Source organism: Sulfurimonas hydrogeniphila (genome assembly GCF_009068765.1).
Classification (GTDB): Bacteria; Campylobacterota; Campylobacteria; order Campylobacterales; family Sulfurimonadaceae; genus Sulfurimonas; species Sulfurimonas hydrogeniphila.
Genome location: NZ_CP035534.1, coordinates 1,077,039 through 1,099,993, shown reverse-complemented (window position 1 = coordinate 1,099,993; position 22,955 = coordinate 1,077,039). Strand labels below are relative to the sequence as shown.

The window sequence follows — 22,955 nt, the reverse complement described above, 5'->3', positions numbered from 1 at the left end:
TCTAAAATGTTTACTATTGCCAATAGTATTAAAATTCAAAACCGCCTGTTTCGCCTTTTGACATGCTGTTATAAACGGCTTTTATATATTCATTTCGCAGCTCGCAGCCAAAATAGTGCTCACACACACTGCAGCTTTTATGATTTTTTTGCTCTTGACACTCCTGAACTTTTTGTATCATTTCATCAAGATGCAGTTCAAATTTGTCTTTAGGCTTTTTATGCGTTTCTTGCATATACTTCTTTCACTCGGTCTATTTCATATTTTGAACCAAAAAAACACGGTGAAGTGTCATGAATATGTGCATGACCAAGAGTTAAAATTTCATCTTTTCCGTCAACGGCCTCTCCTCCTGAAGTTTTAAACACAAAAGCAAAAGGAAACACTTCAAACAAACGGCGAAGTTTTCCTTCTGGTTTATCACTTGTAGCAGGATAGCTGAAAAGTCCGCCGCCTTTGAGCAGAATCTGATGCAGGTCAGGTACCATACCGCCGGAGTATCGCAGACGGTACCCCTCTGCAAAAAAACCGTCTATCATGGCTTTGTGGTATTTTTTCCAGTTTTGCTGCGTTCCTCCCGGAGCCATCAGTTTGCCTTTTTCGTTGAGTCGTATCTCTTTGACAAACTCAAATTCACCGGCCTGCAGCAGATAAAGCTTTGTTTTGTTTTGTGAAAAGACCATTTCAACGCGCGGACCATAAACAACATAGCAGGCAGCAACCATTTTTTGTGTTCCAAACGCACCCTCATAAATGCCAAAAATCGATCCTACGCTCAAATTTACATCTATTAATGATGAACCGTCAAGCGGGTCGTAGGCAATAAAATATTTGCCGTTTTCATGTAAAACCTCTTCATGCTCTTTTTCTTCACTGGCAACCGTATGGATAGAAGAAACTTTTGAAAATTCTTCTTCAATAATCATGTCACATTTTATGTCAAGTTCAAGCTGTGTTTCGCCAGAACTGTTTTCGAGCTGTGAGTATCCTATGTCTTTTGTGTCAATTGCTTCTTTAATTCTTTTGGCACTTTTTTGAATTGCATCAAATATATCTCTCATTTTTTTTCCTTTTTAAACTTTTTTTGCATTTTTTTGTATCCATGTTATCACTTCATCTGTGTCATTTAAATCTAAAACATCAACATCTTTTGGCAAAGTGTATTTTTCAATATCTATACTTTCATCAACAGCAAGCGCATTCATATAAGGAAAGTAATCTTCATCTATACTGTTTCTAAATATGCTTATTCTTGGCAGAGGTAGATTTTTCAGCCCTTCAACGAGTAAAATATCAAAATCACGAAACATGCGTATCATTTCATCCAAATCGGCATGACGGTGTGAAAAGTAGGTTGTTCTGTTTGGAGAAGTCACAATGACTTCTGCCCCGGTATCACTGAATTTGTAACTGTCTTTGCCGACAACATCAAATCTAGCCTTGTCTTTTGGGTCATGCTTTATGATAGCTACTTCCAAATGATGTTCATGTATGAGTTTTCTGGCAACTTTGAGTATCAATGTTGTTTTACCGCTGTTAGAGGGTCCGGTAAATGCAACTGCTAATCTTTTTTTCAATATATAAGTCCTTGTGACTTTTCTTTAAAAATTTTAGGCCATTATACAAAAGAAGAGTTTAATAAGATATAATTCCAAAAAAGAATAGGGCCAAAAAATGAAATTTTCACTACCAATACTCTTATTACTGATAACTTTTTTGGGGTGCGCGCAAAAAAATGCATTTGAAAGATTTCATTTAAAAAATTCTCAAGAGTTGGCCGAAGACAATCTGCAAAGCAGCAAAGTTATCAATACAAAAGCTGACGTAGTCGCAATTGTAACTGCTGTGTATTTAAACAAAACAGATCCGAAAATTTACAAAGATTATGAATATTTCTATCTCTATCTTTATAAAAAAAACAAAAAGAGCAAAGTAGAATTTTATCTCAACGAAAAACCTGCAATCCTTGTAGAATCATTACCTGTCCAAAATGAATTTACAGCACTTACATCATTTCATGCAAAATGGAACAAGTACTACCTTGTCGGATTTGCAAAGCAGAACAAAGAGACTTTGCATTTAAAAATCCAATTAGGACAAAACAGTACAATTCTGACTTTTAAACGTTGAAAAGGACACCTTTAATAAAGTATGGACTGTAAAATTACAATAAGAACCTGCAGTGCTATAATAATGATAAGCGGTGCGAAATCCAGACCATTTAAATCTGTTCGCATAAATCTTCTTACAAACGCGTATGCCGGATTTGTTACTCTGTGAAGAAACTGCACAACAGGGTTATATGGATCGGGATTCACAAAACTCAGCAGCGCTGCAATAATAATCACCCAGATATAGACATTTACAAGTCCTATAAAAATTCCGCCGATCCCCTGTATAATTTCAACTAATGCACTCATTTGATAATCTCCTTCAGATAGTTTTTCAGATATTTATATACTTTTTCTATAGTAGGCCCATGTTCGGCATTTGTAAGAAGTATACGCAACGGTTTTAAAAAGTTTTCATCTTTAAGCCCTGTTTTATCCATGATATAGTTTTTAAAATCATTATACTCTTCAAAGTAGGGCGCATTTTTTATCGCTTTTGCCATTGACTCCATTTCTTCTGCAAATCCGTGGGCAGTAACTCTTTTTGCAAAAATAGAAGCAATTTTTTCTTTCAACTCTTTTGTAGTCCCCGCTTCTTCAAGATAAATACGTGTAAGTTCTCCGATTTCCGGGTCGGCAAATCCTACATAACGAGACAACTCTGTTGCATCCAGGTTTTTTAAATGCTCTTTGTTGATCTGTTTCAGCCTATCCTGATCAAAACGGACAGGATTATCTGCAAGTTTGTCCAGGTCAAACCATTCTGTCGCTTCTTTGAGTGTAAAAATCTCTTTTGGAGGATTGCTGCCGATTGATATTAAATAATTTGAAATAGCTTCGGGCAAATATCCTTCCTCCAAAAGCTGTTTTACACTGACACTGTTCTGTATACCGTGCAGGTGGGTATATTCAATCTCTTTGTTATATTGGAGCTGGTTTCTTACATGTACCTGTTTTGGTGTATTGTTGAGATATTTTTCATCGCAAATAATCATTGAAACATCACTCAGCATATCATCTACCGCACAGGCAAAATCATAGGCAGGCGTTTTATCGTGATTCATGATCACAAAACTGTCAACAGCATCAGGTTCAAAACTGATTGCACCTTTAAGCCGGTCTTTTACAATGACTGGTGTATCAGGACGTACTATTCTTACAGTAAAAGGGGCTGTATTGTCAATGACAAGTTCGGCAGGAAGATTTCTGCATGCATCATCATAATGGTACTCTTTTTGCGCTTTTTCTGCTTCACTGCGCTTTTTTTGCAACCATTCATCGGAACAAAAACAGGAAAAAGCTTTTTTCTCATGCAAAAGTTGCAGAGCCATAGCCGAATGAAAACGAAGGTTTTGGCTTTGATACACCACGTGAGAATATTCAATTCCAAAAAGTCCTAAAATATCCAGGGTTTCCTGGTCTTTATTGTGCATAACTTTTTCTTTGTCTATATCTTCTATTCTTACAATGAAATCTTCATTTTTTTGTTTTGATACAATGTAGTTTAAGAGTGCAATTCTTAAATCATTTATATGCATGTCTCCAATAGGGCTGGACGCAAATCTTAGCATTAACATTCCTAGATAAATTTTTTGTAATTCTAACAAACTTTTGATTAATTATAAGCTATGATTTGTTAAAATGTACTCCTTCAATGCCATTAAGTGAAGCAGTTTCTCAAGACCCGTACTTTCGCGTGCGGGCTTTGTATTTTTAAAAGACTCAATGGCTGACAATAAAAGGTTTAAAAACAATGAACAATAAAAAAAAAGATTTTTTACGTACAATAGTTGAAAATGATTTAAAATCAGGAAAATACAAAGAGATAGTAACAAGGTTTCCGCCCGAGCCCAACGGTTTTCCGCATATCGGACATGCCAAGTCCATATCTATAAATTTTGGTATTGCCCGTGATTATAACGGTCACTGCAACCTGCGAATGGATGACACCAATCCGACAAAAGAAGATACAAAGTATGTAGAAGCTCTTGAAGATGCCGTCAGATGGCTTGGATTTGACTGGGGTGAGAATCTTTATTTTACCTCTGATTATTTTTCTCAGATATATGATTATGCGGTGCAGCTTATCAAAATGGGCAAAGCCTATGTCGACAGTCTGAGCGAAGATGAAATACGCCAATACCGCGGCACTGTTACACAGCCCGGAAAGCGCAGTAAATATGCAAGCAGAAGTGTTGAAGAAAATCTCGATCTTTTCCAAAGAATGAAAAAGGGCGAATTTAAAGACGGTGAGCATGTTTTACGGGCTAAGATAGATATGGGTGCAGCCAATATGAAAATGAGAGACCCGCTTTTATACCGTATAAGACATGCACATCACTTTAGAGCAGGGGATACATGGTCAATCTACCCGATGTATGATTTTGCACACTGTTTGTCTGATTATATAGAGGGGGTCACACACTCAATTTGTACCTTGGAATTTGAAAACAATCGTGATATTTACGACTGGGTACTCGATACGCTTGAACTGAAACCGCCCCGTCCCTATCAGTATGAATTTGCAAGACTCAACATCAACTATACAGTGATGAGCAAAAGAAAACTTTTGGAACTGGTTGAGGGAGGCTATGTAAACGGATGGGACGATCCTCGTCTGCCTACAATTGCAGGGTACAGAAGGAGAGGATACACACCGGAGTCCATTTTAAATTTTTGTGAGCAAATCGGTATAGCAAAAGCAAACTCTGTGGTTGATGTTGCACAGCTTGAATTTTCTATACGCGATGATTTAAACACAAAAGTTCCCCGTGTCATGTGCGTGATGGACCCTTTGAAGGTCACAATTGAAAACTATGAAGGCTCTGAGGAGATTGAGGCACCGTACTATCCGCATGATGTTCCAAAAGAGGGTTCAAGAAAGATTCCTTTTTCAAAAGAGCTTTATATCGAACGGGCAGACTTTGAAGAGAATCCTCCAAAAGGTTACTTCCGTCTTACTCCTGAACAGCCTGTGAGACTAAGACACGGCTATATCATTACATGTAAAGAGATCATTAAAGATGCCGATGGAAATATTACAGAAATAAAAGCAGAGTATTATCCCGATTCCAAAAGCGGTACGAAAGATACAAGCGGCATCAAAGTAAAAAGTGCCATTCAATGGGTGAGCGCAGCAGAGGCAAAAAAAATAGAGATCCGTCTGTACGACAGACTGTTTAAAACTGAAGCACCGGAGGGGATTGAAGACTTAAATCCAAACTCTTTGCAAATCATTAAAAATGCGCTGATTGAACCTGCTGTGATACTTGAAAAACCGGATGAGAGGTTTCAGTTTGAGAGACAAGGCTATTTTTATGCTGATCCGGTTGATTACAGCGATGCGCACCCTGTATTTAACAAAATTGTCGGACTGAAAGACTCCTGGACGAAAAAAGAAAAACCAAAACAGCAGGCAACACAACAAAAAGCCAAACAGGTACAAATAGACGGTGAAGTAACACCTATGACAGAGGAGCAAAAAAAAGTATTTGAAAAATATACAGATACACTGAAACTCAACAATGAGGTTGCAAATACGCTGGCTCGTGATGCCTTTCTCTGTGACTTTTTTGAAGAGGCACTCTGTACATGTAACGCGCCTGTCACACTCTCAAATATTGTAGTCAATGAAGTAGCCAGAGTGCTTAAAAACACAGATGCAGAGACGCTGAAATTCGGCCCCGTGCATATAGCACAACTGGCAAAAATGATTGAAGAAGATATTATCTCAAGTAAAATTGCCAAACAGGTGTTTGAGGATATGTCAAAGAGTGGAGAAAACCCGACGCAGATAGTTCAAGCAAAAGGGCTGGTGCAGATCAGTGATCCGGCTCAAATTTTACCTGTTATCGATGAAGTTATTGCAAACAATCCTGATAATGTGGCAAAATACAAAGCAGGGAATAACAAGCTGTTTGGTTTCTTTGTAGGACAGGTATTGAAAAAGACAGGGGGTAAAGCAAATCCTAAAATTGTAAATGAGCTTGTAAAACAAAAATTGGCGATTTGATATTTTTTCACAACCTCCTGGCCTTAGTTATTAAAGGCACAAAGCCCGCACTCTTTCTTTAGCATTGAAAGTACGGGTTCCGAATGATTTTTGAATAGGCGAGTGTATTATTGTATTTGACAGTTGCATAGATGATATTTTATGATTGGGAAAAAGGAAGAAAAGTTGGTGACCCCGAGGAGAATCGAACTCCTGTAACATGGATGAAAACCATGGATCCTAACCGCTAGACGACGGGGCCAACATGCTCAACTTTTGTTGAGCCGAAATTATATAGACAATATCCTTAAAAAAAGATAAAATCTATATATTTCGTTAATTATTCATAAAAGCTACGAAGTGCTCTGATAATGACGGCATTTTTAGAAATACTTTCTGCTTTTGCATTCTCGTTTACAGTTTCGTATAAATCCAAAGGAAGAGAGATTGAAAATGTTTTTGTCTCTACTTTTTTCTTTTTAGCCACCATAGAAACAACATTACCTAAAAGCTCTATAATTTTTTTCGTGTCAATAGGCTTTTGAATAAAACTGTTTACACCCACTTCAATTGATGCAGAAATTTTTTCCATATCGTTACTTGCAGAGATCACTATAATGATTTGACTTGGATTAATTTCGCGAATTTTACGAGAAAGTTCTATCCCGTCCATTCCTTCCATAATAATGTCGACAAAAACTACATCCGGCTTCATCTGCTCATATACTTTTAATGCCGTATCACCGTCGAAACATGATTCCACTTTTGCAAAAAAGTTTTTAAACGTAGAACTCAAAAGTTCGTTCGTTACTTTTTCATCTTCTACAACCATAGCTGTAAGTTTTTTTGTCTGTTCTGTTAATTGAATTAAATCTAAATTACCCATTGTTTTTTCCTATATTTTAATTTGTTATATTATACACTACAAATAGTTAATAACGCTAACATTTATCAACAAATTCAAGAATTTGTCTTAAATTGCTCAAGCCACTCTGTATCAGAAACACTGTTTTTTTCTTTTTGTGTCAACAAAGCATCAATTGTATCTATAAGAGTTTTTTCATCCATAAATTGTAATAAATCAGGATTAATAGAAGTAGGGCGTATGCCATCATAGCTGTTAAGAAGGTTTTGTATATCTTTGATAAGTTGTTCTTTTCTTTCCATTGTGTATCTGTTCCTGAAGTTTATTCGAGTGTTTATTTTCTATAGAGTCTTTGAAATAGTTCATATTAAACAATATGTGTATTGGTTAACATAATGTAAATTCTCTTGAAAAATCATCTGCTCTCTTGAGAGTGGTTTTCAGGCATAAGATAAGCCGAGTTTTGTAGTGATAGCATTAATCTACTGCACATCTTGCGTTGTGCCTCTAGCGAAACAATAGCATTGTAAGACGCTAACCATTTGTTTCTTGCTGCCATGTTGGGTTTACAAGCTCTCTATATCGCTATAGAGACTGGTGGTCTCTTACACCGCCTTTTCACCTTTACTACCAAAAGGCAGAAGTTTGTTTTCTGTTGCACTTTCCCTCGTATTACTACGGCCATTAGTTAAATGGAACACTGTCTTACAGCAGCTCGGACTTTCCTCTTGAATACAGGTTCAAGTTACTATCTCTTATGCCTGATGGAATTATACATAAAAATTCTAAACAAAGGTTGGAGCATGAACATCTGTTCATACTTGTATGTAGTAACAAGAACAATCGTTCACTTATATTTAAGAAGATATTAACAACTGTTCATATATAATTGCATATGCAAGAACAATTGTTCACTTTTAAAAAAAAAGGAGCTTTAAATGCCTGAAAACAGGGATATAAAGAAAAAAAACACAACAAAAGAGAAAATACTTACAGCCGCAACCGCCCTCTTTTCACACTACGGATACAAAGGAGCCAGTGTGCGTAAAATTGCTGCTGAAGTTGGAATAAGAGAGAGTGCTTTATACAATCACTACAAGAACAAGGAGGAGATATTTCTTGAAGTTGCTAAAAATATCTTCTCTTCGCCCTTTTCGTTTTCAGAAGACGAAGTGAAAGAATTGGCATTTAGGGGGAAACCGTTTTTACAAAAATATACCATGCAGTATAAAATGCTGACATTTGACAAAAAAAACGAAAACATGTTCAGGCTGCTCATGATTGAGCTTATGCAAAATAAAAGCCTCAGGGAACAGTTTATGAGCCAATACCATGATAAAAACATTGCCTTGCTCTCAGAAGGCTTTTTCATTATGATGCAAAACTCTTTAATTCGCTCTTGCGATCCAATGCTTATTGCTTATGAGTTTATCAGCACCCTCTTTTACATCAGACTTCAGGTTACATTATTGAGATTTGATGCCTGTTCGACAAATTCACTTGCGACACAATTTGAAAAACATGTAGATTTTTTTTGGGAAAGCATCAAAATATGATATTATAGAATATTAGATACTAATTAATATCAAATACTTATTTTAAAAAAAGCAGTCCCTGATAAAGAACTGCTTTTTTATGCTAAAGGTTGAAAGTTATTTTGTTCCCATAGCATCTAAGGCATAGGCTTTTCCAAGCGCATATGCTTTTTTGTTTGCCTCATGAACTTTTGGCGGAACTTTTGAAAGCATTGTTTCAATCAAAGACTCTTCCGGAAGTACACCGGTCATTGTGTTTGTAATTGCCAAAGCAACAACAGATTGGGTAATTACATTCCCGACCTCTTCTTTTGCAATCGTAATGATAGGAATTTCAATAATATCCCACAGTTTTCTGTCTTCTTCTGTCGGGTGTACAAGATTTGGATCAACAACTATCTTGTTTCCAGGTCTTACACCATTTTTGAACTGGTGATAAGAAACATCTGCAACAGAAAGCATGAAATCAATTTCACCTTCATTTGCATACGGATAACGAATCTCTTCATCATCAAGTGTAATATCAACAACAGTTGCACCACCACGAACCTGAGAAGTATAAGTAGCTGTTTTTAGTCCATATCCACCGTTTTTAATTTTACAGGCAGCCATAATTTCACCGGCAAGGAGAACACCCTGTCCGCCAACACCAGTAAATCTTAAAGTATGTCTCATCTATAACCCCTTATATTTTTTTCTCAAAATCATCTTGAGTGATTTTAGGACGTTGCCCTTGTGCTGCTTTTTGAATTTCAGCATACATATCGCAATACTCTTCTTGTTCAACTTCTCTTAAAACACCGGTTGGAAAAATGTTAAGCTGTTCTTCTTCAGAGAGTGCTTCCCATTTTTTCAGCGGAAGTGTAATTTCATCAATCCATTTCAGGTTATCCATTGCAGAAACCATTTTGTTTTTACGGCCAAGGTTGATGTGACAGTTGGAAAAGATATCCATAAATGAGAAACCTTTATGAGAAAAACCTTTTACAAGAATTTTTTCAAGTTTCTTAGGGTCCGTCATAGACTCACGCGCTACAAAAGACGCCCCTGCTCCGATTGCCAGTTTACAGGCATCAAAAGTCGGATCAATGTTACCGTTCTTTTGAGAAACAGTCCACATACCGCGAGGAGTTGTCGGGGAAGTCTGTGAATTTGTAAGACCATAAATAAAGTTATTGATTAGAATAAAATTCAAATCAATATTTCTTCTACAGCCGTGAATAGTGTGGTTTCCTCCGATTGCAAGTCCGTCACCGTCACCTGCAACAACGATGACATGTGCATGCGGCTTGGCAAGTTTGATTCCTGTAGCATACGCAACAGTTCTACCGTGTGTTGTATGCACAGTATTACAGTCGATATATGAAGAAAAACGACCAGAACACCCTATTCCGGATACGATACAAACATCTTTCATATCCCATCCCATTTTTTCAATTGCACGGATAGTCGCTTTTAAAATAACACCATCACCACAACCCCAACACCATAGTGTCGGCATCTTGTTTACACGTAAATATTTATCATAATTAAATGCCATTAAATCATCTCCTTAACTTTTGCTACCATTTCTGCCGGTGCGATCGGACGACCGTTTGCTTTGAGTAAAGTAGTAAAATCATTACGTTTGATAACGCGTTCAATTTCTTTTGAGTACTGACCCATATTGAGTTCAGTCACCATAATTCTGTTTTCAAATTTCTTTCCAATCTCTTCTAATCTTTTAATAGGAGACGGCCACAACATAATTGGTCTGAACAGTCCTGCTTTGATACCTTCTGAGCGAAGTTTTTTAACAGCTTCATAAGCACCAAGAGCAATTGAACCATAGGCAATGATACAAACATCAGCATCTTCCAAATCAACTTCTTCATAATCAGGAAGGTCATCAAGTCCGCCATTTTCCAAGTGTACTGTATTTATCTTACCGACTAAACGCTCAATGTTAAATTCACACTGCTCTGCATCTTCGGTAGGAAAACCTTCGTCTCCGTGATGCAAACCTGTGATGTGGTATTTATACCCTTCAAACATAGGGTTAAGTACCGCAGGTTTGTTCATTTCAGCTTTATATGGCTTGTAATCTTCCGGATTGCCATGAAATCTTTCGCGGTCTACAATAGCAGCGTCAATTTCTTCAATATCCGGCAAATCAGCTTTTCCGTGCATGTGCCCGATTGTTTCATCAAGAAGCATAAAAACAGGAGTCATATATTTTTCAGCCAGGTTAAATGCACGTACTGTTTGTGTATAACATTCAGTTAATGAACCTGCACATAGAGTGATAGACGCATAGTCACCGTGTGTAGGATACTGTGCCTGACCGATATCTGCCTGAGAAACACGAGTAGGAAGACCTGTAGAAGGACCGCCACGCATTACATTGATGATAACCAATGGAATTTCAGCAATAAAAGCGAGACCAATCTGCTCCGCTTTTAAAGAGATACCAGGACCAGATGTAGCTGTAAAAGATTTAACACCTGTCATTGATGCACCGATAGCAGCTGAAATACCCCCGATTTCATCTTCCATCTGAATACAGACACCACCGACCTTTGGCAATAAATCAGAAGATTCATGCATTACTTCAGATGATGGAGTAATAGGGTATCCTCCAAAAAATCTTGCTCCTGCTTCTACTGCAGCTTTTGCAGCTAATTCATTACCTGTCGAGATAACTTCTCTCATTATTTAGCTCCTTTTTGTTTCACAGACATATAATTGTTTGCAACAATTTCCGCTTGTCTTTTTTTCGCTTCATCAGTTAGTTTTGCAAAACTTTTTCCTGCAGCTTTCAATTCTTTTCTGTCTGCTACATAAATAGCAAAATCCGGACATGTAAGTTCACATTCATTACACCCGATACAATCTTCCGGATAATCAATTGATATCATTGCACCCAGTGTTGATGTTGGGTCATATACCATTCCTAATACACCGGAAGGACACACAGACACACAAATGTCACACGCTTTACAATTGTTCGTGTTTACCCATACTGGTTCATTTCCTGGGTTTTCAGTTTTAAAAGTTCCCATTTATTCTCCTGTTGTTAAGTACAAATTAACTATGTATATTAGTTTGCATATATTAGTTTGCATATTAAGAGTATAGCAAATCATTATCAACTTGATTATAAAAGTTGATGTTTATTGCTAAAAAGAGCATATAACGTTTAGTATTTACACACTTATATTGAAATTTTAAAAAATAAAATTAAAGTATAAATTATAAAAACCATATACCGTTTAGTATCTACACACAAGCAGTGAGATTTTAAAAGATTAAAAAGAGATATAAATTATAAAAAAAGAGGAAAAAAACTTTCTGGAAAATTAATATTTTCAGAAAGTTTTTGTGAAAGAGTATAAAAATAAATTATTTTTTTGCTAAAACTTCAGCAACAGCTTTTCCGATTTCTGCTGGAGAAACAACAACTTTAACACCGGCAGCTTCAAGAGCTTCCATTTTTTCTTTTGCAGTACCTGCACTACCGGAAATAATCGCACCGGCATGACCCATACGTTTTCCTTTAGGAGCTGTTTGCCCTGCTATAAAAGCGACAACAGGCTTTGTTATCTGCTCTTTTATCAGTTTTGCCGCCTGAATCTCAAGGTCTCCGCCGATTTCACCAATCATTACAATTGCCTCTGTTTCAGGATCAGCTTCAAACATTGGCAGAATCTGCTTGTATGAAAGTCCGATAATCGGATCCCCGCCGATACCAACAGCAGTAGAAATACCAAATCCTTCTTTGACAACCTGGTTGGCACCTTCGTAAGTAAGTGTTCCGGATTTGGAAATGAGTCCGACATTGCCTTTTTTGAAAATCATTCCAGGCATAATTCCGATTTTACACTCCTCGGCAGTGATAATACCAGGACAGTTTGGCCCTATTGTTTTCATATTGTGTTTAGTAGCATATTGCTTGGCAAACATCATATCTTTGACCGGAGCCCCTTCTGTAATGATTACAGCAAGTTCAATTCCTGCATCGGCAGCTTCCATTACAGCATCTGCAACAAATGCAGGCGGAACAAAAACCATAGAAACAGTTGCACCGGTTGCATCAACCGCATCTTTGACCGTATTGAAAACCGGTTTACCCAAATGTGTTTCACCACCTTTGTTTGGTGTTACACCACCGACAATATTTGTACCGTAATCAATACACTGTTCTGCATGAAAAGTACCCTCTTTCCCGGTAAAACCCTGAACGATTACTTTTGTATCTTTGTTTACTAAAATTGACATATCTTATAACTCTCCTTTTGCTGCAGCAACAGCTTTTGCAGCACCGTCTGCCAAGTCTGTCGCTGGAATTACATTTGGTATATTTGCATTTTTAAGAATCTCTGCTGCTTCTGGAGCATTTGTACCATCAAGACGAACAATAACCGGTACATGAACATCTACAAGTTTTGTAGCTTCAAGTATACCGTTTGCGATACGGTCACATCTGACTATACCGCCAAAAATATTTACAAAAATGGCTTTAACATTTGGATTTTTCAAAATTATTTCAAAACCTTTTGCAACCGTTTCTGCATTTGCACTTCCCCCGACATCAAGGAAATTCGCAGGTGTTCCGCCCATATAGTTAATAGTATCCATTGTTCCCATAGCAAGCCCTGCACCGTTTACCATACAACCGATTTCACCGTCAAGCGCAATATAAGAAAGACCATACTGGGCAGCTTCACGCTCATCCGGATCTTCTTCTGAAATATCTCTCATTGCTTCAAGTTCAGGATGACGCCCAAGTGCCGAATCATCAAATCCCATTTTGCCGTCAAGTGCAATAAAGTCTCCAGAACCGGTTTTTACAAGCGGATTGATTTCGATCATCTCTGCATCTTTGTCCATATAAAGCTTATAAAGTTTAGAAGCAAAATCAATCATTTTACGCTGCTCGTTTTTATCTGTAATCCCAAGACCGAAAACCAATTCACGACCATGAAACCCTTGAAATCCGATAGAAGGATCAACAGTAACTTTAATAATTTTTTCCGGAGTTTTTTCTGCTACAGTTTCTATGTCCATCCCGCCTTCGGTAGAAGCCATGATAATCGGCATTTCCTGTGCGCGGTCAAGTACTACAGAAAGGTAAAGCTCGTCTTTAATGTCAGCACCGTCTTCTATATATACTTTTTGTACAAGTTTTCCTTCAGGCCCTGTTTGGTGTGTCACCAAAGTCATACCAAGAATTTCCTGGGCATACTGTTTTACTTCATCAAGACTTTTAGCCAGTTTTACACCACCGCCTAGTCCACGACCACCTGCATGTATTTGTGCTTTTACAACCCAGACAGGTCCACCTAACTCTTTTGCATTTTCTACAGCCTCTTCCACCGAGTTTGCAATTTTACCTTTTGGTGTCGGAACACCATACTCAGCAAAAATTTCTTTTGCCTGATATTCATGTATATTCATTTATTCTCCTTGTTTAAAATTGAAAGACGCTTGTTTTTAAGCCTTATACGACTCGGAATTTAGTTCCTCGCTTGCATTGGCTTTTAAGCCTTATACGACTCGGAATTTAGTTCCTCGCTTGCATTGGCTTTTAAGCCTTAGGTGCAATCATCTCTTCCGGTTTTACATATTCGTCAAACTGTTCAGGTGTCAAAAGCCCGAGTTCAACAGCTGTCTCTTTCAATGTTGAATTGTTTGCATGCGCAGTTTTTGCAATTTTAGCTGCATTTTCATATCCGATATATGGGTTCAAAGCTGTTACAAGCATCAATGAATCATGTAAATAATGATCTATTTTTGCCTCAACAGGTTTGATTCCCACAGCGGCATTATCATTAAATGATATGATTGAGTCACTTAAAAGACGCACAGACTGTAAAAAATTATATGCTATAACAGGTTTAAAAACATTTAATTCAAAATTTCCCTGACTTGCTGCAAAGCCTATTGTTGCATCATTTCCCATAACCTGACAGGTAACCATTGTTACCGCTTCACTTTGTGTAGGATTTACTTTTCCCGGCATAATAGAACTTCCAGGCTCATTTGCAGGAATTTCAATTTCACCAAGGCCGCAACGGGGACCTGATGCCAACCATCGCACATCATTTGCTATTTTCATCATATCAGCAGCAAGTGCTTTGAGCGCACCGTGAGCAAAAACAAGTGCATCATGGGAAGTGAGTGCGTGAAATTTGTTTGGTGCTGTCACAAATTCATGCCCTGTCAATTCACTGAGCTTTTTAGCAACTCTTTCACCAAGTTCGGGATGAGCGTTAAGCCCTGTTCCGACTGCGGTACCGCCAAGTGCCAACTCTCTGACTGCTTCAAGAGAGTCTTTTGCCATCTTTTCACATTTGCTCAGCATTTCAACCCAACCGCTTATTTCCTGTCCAAGAGTTAAAGGAGTAGCATCCTGCAGGTGTGTGCGGCCTATTTTCACTATATGGGCAAACGCTTCACTTTTTGCCTGTAAAGTAGCTTTAAGTTTGGCAATAGCAGGAAGAAGATTCTCTTCAACAGCGATAACAGCCGCTACATGTAAAGCAGTCGGATATGTATCATTTGAAGACTGTGACTTGTTAACATCATCATTCGGATGTACCAGTTTCTCTTTTCTAAAATCTCCGCCGAGTATTTCTGTAGCACGATTTGCAAGCACTTCATTGTTGTTCATATTTGACTGCGTACCTGAACCGGTCTGCCATACAACAAGCGGATAGTTTCCGTCAAGTTTTCCTGCCAGCATGTCATCAGCAGCCTGCGCAATTGCATCTGCTTTTTTTGCATCGAGTTTTCCCAGGTCTTTATTGACAAGTGCCACAGCTTTTTTCAGGTATGAAAATGCACGGGTAATCTCATACGGCATTTTTTCTTCACCGATTTTAAAGTTTTGAATACTTCTTTGTGTCTGCGCACCCCAATAAGCATCTTGAGGTACTTCGATTTCACCCATGGTGTCTTTTTCTATACGGCTCTTCATTCTTTATTTCCCTTCAAAAAAATTATTTTCTTTTAATGTATCTATCAAATCCTGAACTGATTTACAGGATTTTGCAAACATTGCTTTTTCTTTTTCATCGAGTGTCACTTCAATGATTTTTTCAGCACCCTTTGCACCAAGCATTACAGGAACCCCCGAAACTACATCACTGTAACCGTATTCACCTTCAAGGCATACCGCACAAGGGTGAATCTGTTTTGTATCTTTTAAAATTGCATCCACCATAATCGCTGTTGATTTTGCAGGCGCATAATAAGCTGAACCTGTTTTTAGGTATCCCACAATTTCAGCACCGCCGTGGCGGGTTCTGTCAACAATTTCGGCAATTTCATCATTCGTCAGCACATCAGAAAGCGGTACACCCGCTACAGTGGAGTAGCGAGGAAGCGGCACCATATCATCTCCGTGTCCGCCCATAACCGAAGCACGAATCTGCCCTCCGCCGTAACCAAGCTTTTCCTGTATAAATGCTGCCATTCTTGAACTGTCCAGGATTCCAGCCATTCCGATAACACGGCTTCTGTCAAATCCACTCTCTTTAAGTGCTACATATGTCATCGCATCAAGCGGATTTGAAACCATGATAACAACTGCATTTGGAGAGTATTTTGCAATACCTTTTATAACTTCTTTTGTAATTTTTGCATTTATCATCAATAAGTCATCACGACTCATACCTGGAAGTCTTGGACTGCCGGCAGTTACAACAACAACATCACAGTCAACCAGATCCGACATCTCTTCAGCAACTTTAACCACGGTATGACTTCTTACAGCAGAAGCTGCCTGAGACATATCGAGAGCCTTTCCTTTTGCTACATCTATTTTATTGTCACGAAGAATAATTTCATGACACGATCCAAGCATTGCCAGAGAGTATGCTACTGTTGCACCAACATTACCAGCACCTACTATCCCTACTCTTTTTCCTTGACTCATATATGCTCCTTAATATTAAATAGTATGATGACTAGTACAGTACACTTAAACAATATGTGCGAACACATAACATTTAAGTATATTCAGACATCGAAAGTTTAGATGAAACGGCATTCATCTTTTGTATATAGCACCTGTTAAAATAAGAGTTACATAAAAAAGAGGAATATCGTGCGTAAGTATACCTTACGCACGATATAATTCAACTTAGATTGAATCAATTATTGCATTCAATGTTGCAGACGGACGCATTGCTTTTTCAGCTTTGGCATCATCCGGGTGGAAATACCCACCGATATCTTTCGGAGAACCTTCCGCAGCAGCAAGCTCGGAAAGAATTTTTTCTTCATTTTTGATAAGTGTTTCGGCAATCGGCGTAAACTTCTCTGCCAAAGCAGTGTCAGCAGTCTGTGTACTGAGTGCCTCAGCCCAGTAGCGTGCTACCCAGTAATGAGACGCTTTGTTATCAGGCTCACCGCATTTTCTGCTCGGCGCTTTATCATTGTCAAGGTAACCTTCGTTTGCTTTGTCAAGACCTTCTGTCAATGCACCGATTTTGCTGTCTTCACTTTTTTGGTACATCATTCTAAGTGACTCAGCCAATGCTAAAAACTCACCTAATGAATCCCATCTGAGGTGACCGCACTCTAAGAACTGATCCACATGTTTAGGAGCAGATCCGCCGGCACCTGTTTCAAACAGACCGCCGCCAGCTAACAATGGAACAATTGAAAGCATTTTTGCAGATGTTCCAAGCTCTAAAATCGGGTACATATCTGTCAAGTGGTCACGAAGAACATTACCGGTTACAGAGATTGTGTCTTTGCCTGCTCTTACTCTTTCGTTTGTGAATCTTGTAGCAGAAGCAACATCCATGATTTTAATATCCAAACCTGTCGTGTCATGGTCATTTAAGTATTTGTTTACTTTTTTAATCATCTGCGCATCATGTGCACGATCTTCATCCAACCAGAATACGGCAGGATTTCCTGTAATTCTTGCACGTTCAACCGCCAAACGCACCCAGTCTTGAATCGGAATGTCTTTCACACGGGACATTCTCCAGATATCGCCTTTTTCACACTCAAATTTCATAAGTTCTGTACCGTCTTCAGCCGTTACTGTCACTGTGCCGTCTTCTTCAAGCTCAAAAGTTGTCGGGTGAGAACCATACTCTTCTGCTTTTTGTGCCATAAGTCCGACATTTGCAACATTACCCATAGTAGTTACATCATATTGGCCGTTTTTCACACAGTCAGCTACCATCTCTTGGTGAAACATTGCATAGGTACTGTCAGGAATAACAGCAACACACTCATCAGCCGCACCTGTTCTGTCCCACTGCTTACCGCCTTCACGTACAACAACAGGCATAGACGCATCAATAATTACATCATTCGAAGCATTGAAGTTTGTTGTCCCTTTGTCAGAGTCAACCATAGCAATTCTCGGTGCATCAGCATCAACTACTGCCTGGAAAGCAGCTTTGATTTCTGCTTCTTTTGGGTGACCGGCAATTTTTTTCTCCAAATCACTCATACCAAGATTTGGATTAACACCTAATTCAGCGAATAAATCTGCGTATTTGTCAAAAACTTCTTTGAAGAAAACCTGGAATGCATGACCAAACATAATCGGATCAGAGATTTTCATCATTGTGGCTTTGAGGTGAATAGACCATATAACACCTTTCTCTTTTGCCTCATCAATACTTTTTTGGATAAATGCTCTTAACTTTTTCACTGACATAAATGTACCGTCAAGAATTTCTTTCTCAAGAGCATCAATAGTTTTTAACTCTTTACCGTTTAATGCAATTGTCACTTTTTGCGCTTTGTCCATAGTTACTGACTGTTCATTTGCATAAAAATCACCGTCACCGTTCATGTGAGCAACATAAGCTTTTGAGTTTTCAGCAAAAGGCTTCAGTCTGTGTGGATGTTTTTGTGCATATTTTTTAACTGCATGTGCTGCACGTCTGTCAGAGTTTCCTTCACGAAGGACAGGATTGACTGCAGAACCGAGACAAGTACTGTATTTAGCCTGGATAGCTTCCTCTTGGGCATTTGCAGGATTTTCCGGGTAGTTCGGAATATCATACCCTTGAGACTGAAGTTCCGCAATACAATCTTTTAATTGACCAACTGAAGCAGAAATATTTGGAAGCTTAATAATGTTCGCTTCCGGTTTTTGCACAAGTTCACCAAGCTTAGACAACTCGTCTTCTCCAAGACCCATTGCTGCTAAAACTCTCCCTGCAAGTGAAATATCACTAGTTACAACTTCTACACCTGCTTCTTTTGTAAAAGCATTTACGATTGGCAATAAAGAATATGTTGCTAAAGCCGGAGCTTCATCAATTTTTGACCAAATAATTTTTGACATGTTCTGTCCTTCTGAGTTAATATTTATTCATAAATTATATATTTATGAACTTTACGAATTAAATAATAACACTTAAGAGAAACAAACAGGGCATTGACAGGAAAAAGTTCACATTATCTTTCTTTTTTGTTTCATTTTGTAGCACGCTTTATGTTGCGTAAATGTGTAGAATAGTTACATGTAAAGTCATGTGTTCCGTTTTTGGATTTCATAAAATAGAGATACTTGGTTTTTTTCGGAAATACCGCAGCCCGTATGGCATCAATACTTACATTGCAAACAGGAGCAGTTGGGAGCCCTGCATGTCTGTATGTATTGTATGTTGTAGTATCATTTTTAATTCGGTAGGGTGTGACCTTTTGGTGCGAATACTTTCCGTAGTTAAGCGTTCCGTCCATTTGCAGTTTCATTCCTTTGTTTATTCTGTTGTATATAACAGAACTCACCAAAGGCATCTCTTTTGCACTGGCTGATTCTTTTTGAATTATTGAAGCTATTGCTACATATCGAAACCATTTCTTTTCATTATAATTGCCGAAAAACTTTAGAGAGAGTTCTTTCATTTTTCTGTGTGAGCTGTTTAGTAACACTTTTATAAGCTCTTTTTCCGTAATGCCCAAAGGAAGTCTGTAGGTATCAGGAATAAAAACGCCCTCTTTTATTGGAGCATGCTTGTCGAATTCATTTTGTAATTTTTGTCTGTTGAGATGCAAATTACTTGCCAGTTGATTTAAAAATATATAGGTAGTCTCTCCCGGAATAAGTGTAACATTTTGCAAAGCTGCCTTGGATCTTGTCAGTTTATATAAAAAATCCGCTTTGGTATTAGCCCTTGTCTGTAAATTTATCCATCCGCTTTGAGGGGAGCCAATCATCCGTAAAAGAAAAGAATCGATTTTACAGACATCATAATTTTTAGACTGCAATTGTGTTATAATTTTGTTAATAGAGCCTGCAGGAATATAGAGGACTTTGGGCGTATAAATAGGTTTATTAAGGTAATACATGAAAGATAATGCAATCACGAAGATTATTGCGAAAACATACGCGAGTATAGCTGTTTTTTTTACTTTCATGTTTCTTCTTCTTGTTGGTTTGTTTATAGTTTTACAAAATGGATTATATCTTGATAATGTTTCTATATCAAATATTCATGCAAAAAATGTTTATATCAAATGGGATGACAGACTTACTGTTTCTGTTAAAACCTTAAAAATTGACAGACAAAAAAACAAAACTGCGAACAATGTCAGTTTTAAAGAATTCAGTAAATATCTTAAAATTGTTACGCAAACAACACACTGGTTTCGCTCTCTTGTTGTCAGTAACATAGTATTTGGAAATGCCACAGGCTCTTTTAAATACACGAATAGTGATCAGGGCTTTTTTGTTTTTCAATCTCCCGATTTTGATTTTGAATCGAAGATTTATGCAAAAACAGATCTGCTTACAGTCTCAATAAAAAAGTTTCAAGACAAAAAAAGGGCTGTCACTATAAAAGGCAGTGTTATTTTTGATACACAGGCACAAAAAGTATACACAAAAATTGACCTTGATATTCATAATGATGCAAACCTTACTGTTTATGCAATTGCAGATGCGAAACAACTCATCTACAATGTTGTCAGCAACAAACACATAACTGATATTTCCCACCTTATAAAAATCGCACATTTGCCAAAAGAAGTAATATACTGGGCATATACTGCCATTAAAATGCAATATCTTGATATTCAAAAATTTCATGGTTTTATTGATTATAGTGATTTGCAAAATGCTTATAAAAACATATATATACAGGCAGTTGCACAAAAACTCATCTATACATACAATCCAAAACTTGAGGCTGTAAAAAGCAAGCAGACAAACCTTGAATTTAAAAAGGGTGTTTTATATATAAAACCTCAAAATGCTTTGACGTATGGCATGCATTTAGGAAAAAGCTGGCTTAAAATTGACTTCAATAAAAAAGAAGAACTTTTAACACTGCATTTGCTGTTTGAGGGTATGCTTAACAAAGACATGTTACATGTATTGAACACCTACAAAATAAAACTGCCTTTTTTACAAAGAAAAGGAACAGTCAATACAGATTTAACGATAGAGGTCAACCTGCATACAATTGATGTAGATGCCAAAGGAGACTTTTATACCAAAAAAGCAAACTTTGACTACCTTGGACTGAATATAGATATTTTCAATACACATATACATCTTGATAATTATGATGTGCTGATAGATAAAATGCAGGCAAAATACAAAGAGATTGCTGCGGCGAATGTATATGTAAGCTTTAATGCAAAGAAATCAGAAGGAACAATAAATTTAAACTTTCACAAAATAGAGACACAGGGTCTCTCTCTTGATACACAAAAAGGACCTTTGCATGTAGCCTACCGTATTAATCCAAAGCAGGACACAATAGATATAGATTCTTCAAAATGGCAATACAAAAACAAAATTATTACGTTAGAGAAACTCTCAGTAGATTTTGATCTGAAAAAACTGCAGGCAAATATACCCGCAACGTATTTTAATATCTGGAAAATGACAAATGGATATGTCAATGGAACAATAGACCTCAAAGCATCTAAAACAAATCTTGATGTAGATCTCTTAAAGCTACAGTACAGCGGTATAGAACTCACACAAACAGTAACACCGTTACACATACAATACGACAAGGTTTTATCTGTCTCTTCACAGGAAGATATATTTTTCAATGTTAACGGATCGCAATACAAAGCAAGCAATTTTTATATAAATTTTGATAAACAAAGTATATATTTAAAACATACATTTTTACAAATCAGTGATTATATCAGTACAAAAGTCTATGCTTATTATGATTTTGATTCAAAAAAAGCACATATAAGTTTAAATGACTTTGTATTGAAAAACCCAAAAACAGATGCCATACTCTATAAAAACAATAAAATAATGCTAGGCGGATATATTGACGGCGAAAATATTACAATAGATTCACGAGAACTTGATGCTTCTTTTGTTTCCAATGAAAAACAATGGAAATTAACACTTAATGCTCTTGAGATTCTTGCAAAAAAATCACTTTTTTTACAAAAATATAAACTCAATGAAGGAAAAATCAGTTTTTATAAAAAAAGCGATGCCCCCTATACTCAGTTTAGCGCAACTTTACACTATCCTTATCATTTACTAGTCAACAAAAACAAGGAAATCAGCACCTACACTGTAAGAGGAGAAATTACAAAAAAACAAAAAATTTATCTCAACGTAAACAAGAAAATGCACATTAAAATAGATAAAGATGTTGCAATCAAAATACATGATGCCGGTCTGAATATAGATGCTATTGTCAAACTTGCAAAACAAATAGCAACACAGTCAAATGCAAAAACAGGCAACTTTAAGCTTTCCGCAGATGCGATAGATTCCTATCTTTATCTTGGCAACAACCGATACGCTGTTTCAGATACAATGCATCTGCAATATTACAATAATATCCTAACAGCACAACTGATTCACAAAAAAGGAAACGCAGGATTTAAGCTTGAAAACAATACTTTTCATCTTTATGGAGAAAACTTTAATGATAAATTCATGGAAAAACTCTTTGCCCCGTCTAAATTCAGTGGTGGGAGTCTGGACTTTTCTATGAATGGAACACTTGAAGACTACAAGGGTGTTTTTTACATGCATGATACTGTAATGATTGACTATAAACTTCTCAATAATGTCCTGGCTTTTGTCAATACAATACCCTCTCTTGTTACTTTTTCACTGCCTGGTTACAGTAAAAAAGGTTTACATGTAAAGAATGCCTATGTAAAATTTCATGCAAAAAAAGGTGTCTTTGATATTTCAGATATTTATCTTGAATCCAAAGAATTGACAATACTCGGAAAAGGGAGTGCGGATATCAACAAGAACAGTATCAATTTGGTTTTAAATTTAAAAACAGATCTGGGAAGTAATCTCTCAAAAGTACCACTTGTCGGTTATATTATTTTTGATGGAAAAAGTATATCAACCACACTCAAAGTTACAGGGAAGCTCAGCGATCCTACTATAAGTACCATGGTTGCCAAAGATATTATTGTAGCACCGCTCAATATCATCAAAAGAACACTTACCTTTCCTTTTAAAGTGCTTCAAAAACTCTTTTAGG

21 protein-coding genes, 1 tRNA gene and 1 other RNA gene are annotated in these 22,955 nt (G+C 37.2%); 4 read left to right on the top strand and 19 right to left on the bottom strand.

Going from position 1 to position 22,955, the window contains the following annotated elements:
• Positions 1–28 precede the first annotated feature (28 nt).
• Genes ETP70_RS05760 through mobB form a run of 3 tightly spaced genes read right to left on the bottom strand, consistent with a single transcriptional unit; the run spans position 29 to position 1,577 of the window.
• Positions 29–235 (bottom strand): hypothetical protein, encoded by a 207-nt coding sequence (locus tag ETP70_RS05760; RefSeq protein ID WP_151900285.1) that lies wholly within the window; start codon positions 233–235, stop codon positions 29–31.
• Positions 219–1,061: a class 1 fructose-bisphosphatase gene (locus tag ETP70_RS05755; protein WP_151900284.1), complete on the bottom strand. Its 843-nt coding sequence runs from the start codon at positions 1,059–1,061 to the stop codon at positions 219–221. Before ETP70_RS05755 ends, ETP70_RS05760 begins: the two co-directional genes overlap by 17 nt.
• Positions 1,062–1,073: 12 nt before the next feature.
• Positions 1,074–1,577: a molybdopterin-guanine dinucleotide biosynthesis protein B gene (mobB, locus tag ETP70_RS05750; protein ID WP_151900283.1), complete on the bottom strand. Its 504-nt coding sequence runs from the start codon at positions 1,575–1,577 to the stop codon at positions 1,074–1,076.
• A gap of 97 nt (positions 1,578–1,674) precedes the next feature.
• Here mobB and ETP70_RS05745 point away from each other — a divergent pair, with 97 nt between their 5' ends.
• Complete coding sequence (locus ETP70_RS05745; RefSeq protein ID WP_151900282.1) at positions 1,675–2,130, top strand: hypothetical protein; 456 nt, start codon at positions 1,675–1,677, stop codon at positions 2,128–2,130.
• 11 nt (positions 2,131–2,141) lie between these two features.
• Here the strand turns inward: ETP70_RS05745 and ETP70_RS05740 are convergent, their stop codons facing one another.
• Together ETP70_RS05740 and gltX are read right to left on the bottom strand one after the other, a co-directional pair.
• A complete protein-coding gene (locus ETP70_RS05740) occupies positions 2,142–2,420 on the bottom strand; it encodes a YggT family protein (RefSeq protein ID WP_151900281.1) in 279 nt (92 codons plus the stop codon).
• On the bottom strand, positions 2,417–3,682 hold the full coding sequence (gene gltX, locus ETP70_RS05735) for a glutamate--tRNA ligase (RefSeq protein WP_151900280.1): 1,266 nt from the start codon (positions 3,680–3,682) through the stop codon (positions 2,417–2,419). Before gltX ends, ETP70_RS05740 begins: the two co-directional genes overlap by 4 nt.
• Before the next feature lie 182 nt (positions 3,683–3,864).
• On the opposite strand from gltX, the gene ETP70_RS05730 reads away from it, so the two are divergent.
• Positions 3,865–6,123, top strand: coding sequence for a glutamine--tRNA ligase/YqeY domain fusion protein (locus ETP70_RS05730; protein ID WP_151900279.1), 2,259 nt, complete (start codon positions 3,865–3,867; stop codon positions 6,121–6,123).
• Positions 6,124–6,289: 166 nt separating this feature from the next.
• On the opposite strand, the gene ETP70_RS05725 is transcribed toward ETP70_RS05730, so the two are convergent.
• From ETP70_RS05725 to rnpB, 4 genes are all read right to left on the bottom strand, one after another.
• Positions 6,290–6,364 (bottom strand) — tRNA-Glu (locus tag ETP70_RS05725).
• A 78-nt stretch (positions 6,365–6,442) separates the two neighbouring features.
• Positions 6,443–6,988, bottom strand: a complete 546-nt coding sequence (locus tag ETP70_RS05720; RefSeq protein WP_151900278.1) for a response regulator — start codon at positions 6,986–6,988, stop codon at positions 6,443–6,445.
• A gap of 74 nt (positions 6,989–7,062) precedes the next feature.
• Entirely contained in the window at positions 7,063–7,269 is a 207-nt protein-coding gene (locus ETP70_RS05715; protein ID WP_151900277.1) for a hypothetical protein, read from the bottom strand.
• Between the two features lie 135 nt (positions 7,270–7,404).
• Positions 7,405–7,731, bottom strand: an RNA gene (gene rnpB / locus ETP70_RS05710) — RNase P RNA component class A.
• 174 nt (positions 7,732–7,905) lie between these two features.
• Between rnpB and ETP70_RS05705 the strand changes: the two genes are divergently transcribed.
• Positions 7,906–8,523: a TetR/AcrR family transcriptional regulator gene (locus ETP70_RS05705; RefSeq protein ID WP_151900276.1), complete on the top strand. Its 618-nt coding sequence runs from the start codon at positions 7,906–7,908 to the stop codon at positions 8,521–8,523.
• A 96-nt stretch (positions 8,524–8,619) separates the two neighbouring features.
• On the opposite strand, the gene ETP70_RS05700 is transcribed toward ETP70_RS05705, so the two are convergent.
• From ETP70_RS05700 to mltG, 10 genes are all read right to left on the bottom strand, one after another.
• The gene (locus tag ETP70_RS05700) at positions 8,620–9,177 is read right to left on the bottom strand and encodes a 2-oxoacid:acceptor oxidoreductase family protein (RefSeq protein ID WP_151900275.1); all 558 of its coding nucleotides are present in this window, start codon (positions 9,175–9,177) and stop codon (positions 8,620–8,622) included.
• 10 nt (positions 9,178–9,187) lie between these two features.
• Positions 9,188–10,042, bottom strand: coding sequence for a 2-oxoglutarate ferredoxin oxidoreductase subunit beta (locus ETP70_RS05695; RefSeq protein WP_151900274.1), 855 nt, complete (start codon positions 10,040–10,042; stop codon positions 9,188–9,190).
• Positions 10,042–11,196 (bottom strand): 2-oxoglutarate synthase subunit alpha, encoded by a 1,155-nt coding sequence (locus ETP70_RS05690; RefSeq protein WP_151900273.1) that lies wholly within the window; start codon positions 11,194–11,196, stop codon positions 10,042–10,044. The genes ETP70_RS05695 and ETP70_RS05690 overlap by 1 nt, the downstream gene beginning before the upstream one ends.
• Entirely contained in the window at positions 11,193–11,543 is a 351-nt protein-coding gene (locus ETP70_RS05685; RefSeq protein WP_151900272.1) for a 4Fe-4S binding protein, read from the bottom strand. Before ETP70_RS05685 ends, ETP70_RS05690 begins: the two co-directional genes overlap by 4 nt.
• A gap of 340 nt (positions 11,544–11,883) precedes the next feature.
• The gene (sucD, locus tag ETP70_RS05680; RefSeq protein ID WP_151900271.1) at positions 11,884–12,759 is read right to left on the bottom strand and encodes a succinate--CoA ligase subunit alpha; all 876 of its coding nucleotides are present in this window, start codon (positions 12,757–12,759) and stop codon (positions 11,884–11,886) included.
• Positions 12,760–12,762: 3 nt separating this feature from the next.
• Complete coding sequence (sucC, locus tag ETP70_RS05675; RefSeq protein WP_151900270.1) at positions 12,763–13,938, bottom strand: ADP-forming succinate--CoA ligase subunit beta; 1,176 nt, start codon at positions 13,936–13,938, stop codon at positions 12,763–12,765.
• 130 nt (positions 13,939–14,068) lie between these two features.
• On the bottom strand, positions 14,069–15,460 hold the full coding sequence (gene fumC / locus ETP70_RS05670; protein WP_151900269.1) for a class II fumarate hydratase: 1,392 nt from the start codon (positions 15,458–15,460) through the stop codon (positions 14,069–14,071).
• Between the two features lie 3 nt (positions 15,461–15,463).
• Positions 15,464–16,420, bottom strand: coding sequence for a malate dehydrogenase (gene mdh / locus ETP70_RS05665; protein WP_151900268.1), 957 nt, complete (start codon positions 16,418–16,420; stop codon positions 15,464–15,466).
• Between the two features lie 207 nt (positions 16,421–16,627).
• Complete coding sequence (locus ETP70_RS05660) at positions 16,628–18,805, bottom strand: NADP-dependent isocitrate dehydrogenase (protein ID WP_151900267.1); 2,178 nt, start codon at positions 18,803–18,805, stop codon at positions 16,628–16,630.
• Positions 18,806–18,936: 131 nt separating this feature from the next.
• A complete protein-coding gene (gene mltG, locus ETP70_RS05655; RefSeq protein WP_151900266.1) occupies positions 18,937–19,881 on the bottom strand; it encodes an endolytic transglycosylase MltG in 945 nt (314 codons plus the stop codon).
• Between mltG and ETP70_RS05650 the strand changes: the two genes are divergently transcribed.
• Positions 19,811–22,954, top strand: coding sequence for a YhdP family protein (locus tag ETP70_RS05650; protein ID WP_151900265.1), 3,144 nt, complete (start codon positions 19,811–19,813; stop codon positions 22,952–22,954). The two genes, mltG and ETP70_RS05650, sit on opposite strands and share 71 nt — an antisense overlap.
• The last annotated feature ends 1 nt before the right edge of the window (position 22,955 follow it).

Coding starts and splice junctions, on each gene's coding strand:
- ETP70_RS05760 (WP_151900285.1), bottom strand. CDS start 235: ATGCAAGAAACGCATAAAAAGCCTAAAGACAAATTTGAACTGCATCTT.
- ETP70_RS05755 (WP_151900284.1), bottom strand. CDS start 1,061: ATGAGAGATATATTTGATGCAATTCAAAAAAGTGCCAAAAGAATTAAA.
- ETP70_RS05745 (WP_151900282.1), top strand. CDS start 1,675: ATGAAATTTTCACTACCAATACTCTTATTACTGATAACTTTTTTGGGG.
- ETP70_RS05740 (WP_151900281.1), bottom strand. CDS start 2,420: ATGAGTGCATTAGTTGAAATTATACAGGGGATCGGCGGAATTTTTATA.
- gltX (WP_151900280.1), bottom strand. CDS start 3,682: ATGCTAAGATTTGCGTCCAGCCCTATTGGAGACATGCATATAAATGAT.
- ETP70_RS05730 (WP_151900279.1), top strand. CDS start 3,865: ATGAACAATAAAAAAAAAGATTTTTTACGTACAATAGTTGAAAATGAT.
- ETP70_RS05720 (WP_151900278.1), bottom strand. CDS start 6,988: ATGGGTAATTTAGATTTAATTCAATTAACAGAACAGACAAAAAAACTT.
- ETP70_RS05715 (WP_151900277.1), bottom strand. CDS start 7,269: ATGGAAAGAAAAGAACAACTTATCAAAGATATACAAAACCTTCTTAAC.
- ETP70_RS05705 (WP_151900276.1), top strand. CDS start 7,906: ATGCCTGAAAACAGGGATATAAAGAAAAAAAACACAACAAAAGAGAAA.
- ETP70_RS05700 (WP_151900275.1), bottom strand. CDS start 9,177: ATGAGACATACTTTAAGATTTACTGGTGTTGGCGGACAGGGTGTTCTC.
- ETP70_RS05695 (WP_151900274.1), bottom strand. CDS start 10,042: ATGGCATTTAATTATGATAAATATTTACGTGTAAACAAGATGCCGACA.
- ETP70_RS05685 (WP_151900272.1), bottom strand. CDS start 11,543: ATGGGAACTTTTAAAACTGAAAACCCAGGAAATGAACCAGTATGGGTA.
- sucD (WP_151900271.1), bottom strand. CDS start 12,759: ATGTCAATTTTAGTAAACAAAGATACAAAAGTAATCGTTCAGGGTTTT.
- sucC (WP_151900270.1), bottom strand. CDS start 13,938: ATGAATATACATGAATATCAGGCAAAAGAAATTTTTGCTGAGTATGGT.
- fumC (WP_151900269.1), bottom strand. CDS start 15,460: ATGAAGAGCCGTATAGAAAAAGACACCATGGGTGAAATCGAAGTACCT.
- mdh (WP_151900268.1), bottom strand. CDS start 16,420: ATGAGTCAAGGAAAAAGAGTAGGGATAGTAGGTGCTGGTAATGTTGGT.
- ETP70_RS05660 (WP_151900267.1), bottom strand. CDS start 18,805: ATGTCAAAAATTATTTGGTCAAAAATTGATGAAGCTCCGGCTTTAGCA.
- ETP70_RS05650 (WP_151900265.1), top strand. CDS start 19,811: ATGAAAGATAATGCAATCACGAAGATTATTGCGAAAACATACGCGAGT.
- mltG (WP_151900266.1), bottom strand. CDS start 19,881: ATGAAAGTAAAAAAAACAGCTATACTCGCGTATGTTTTCGCAATAATC.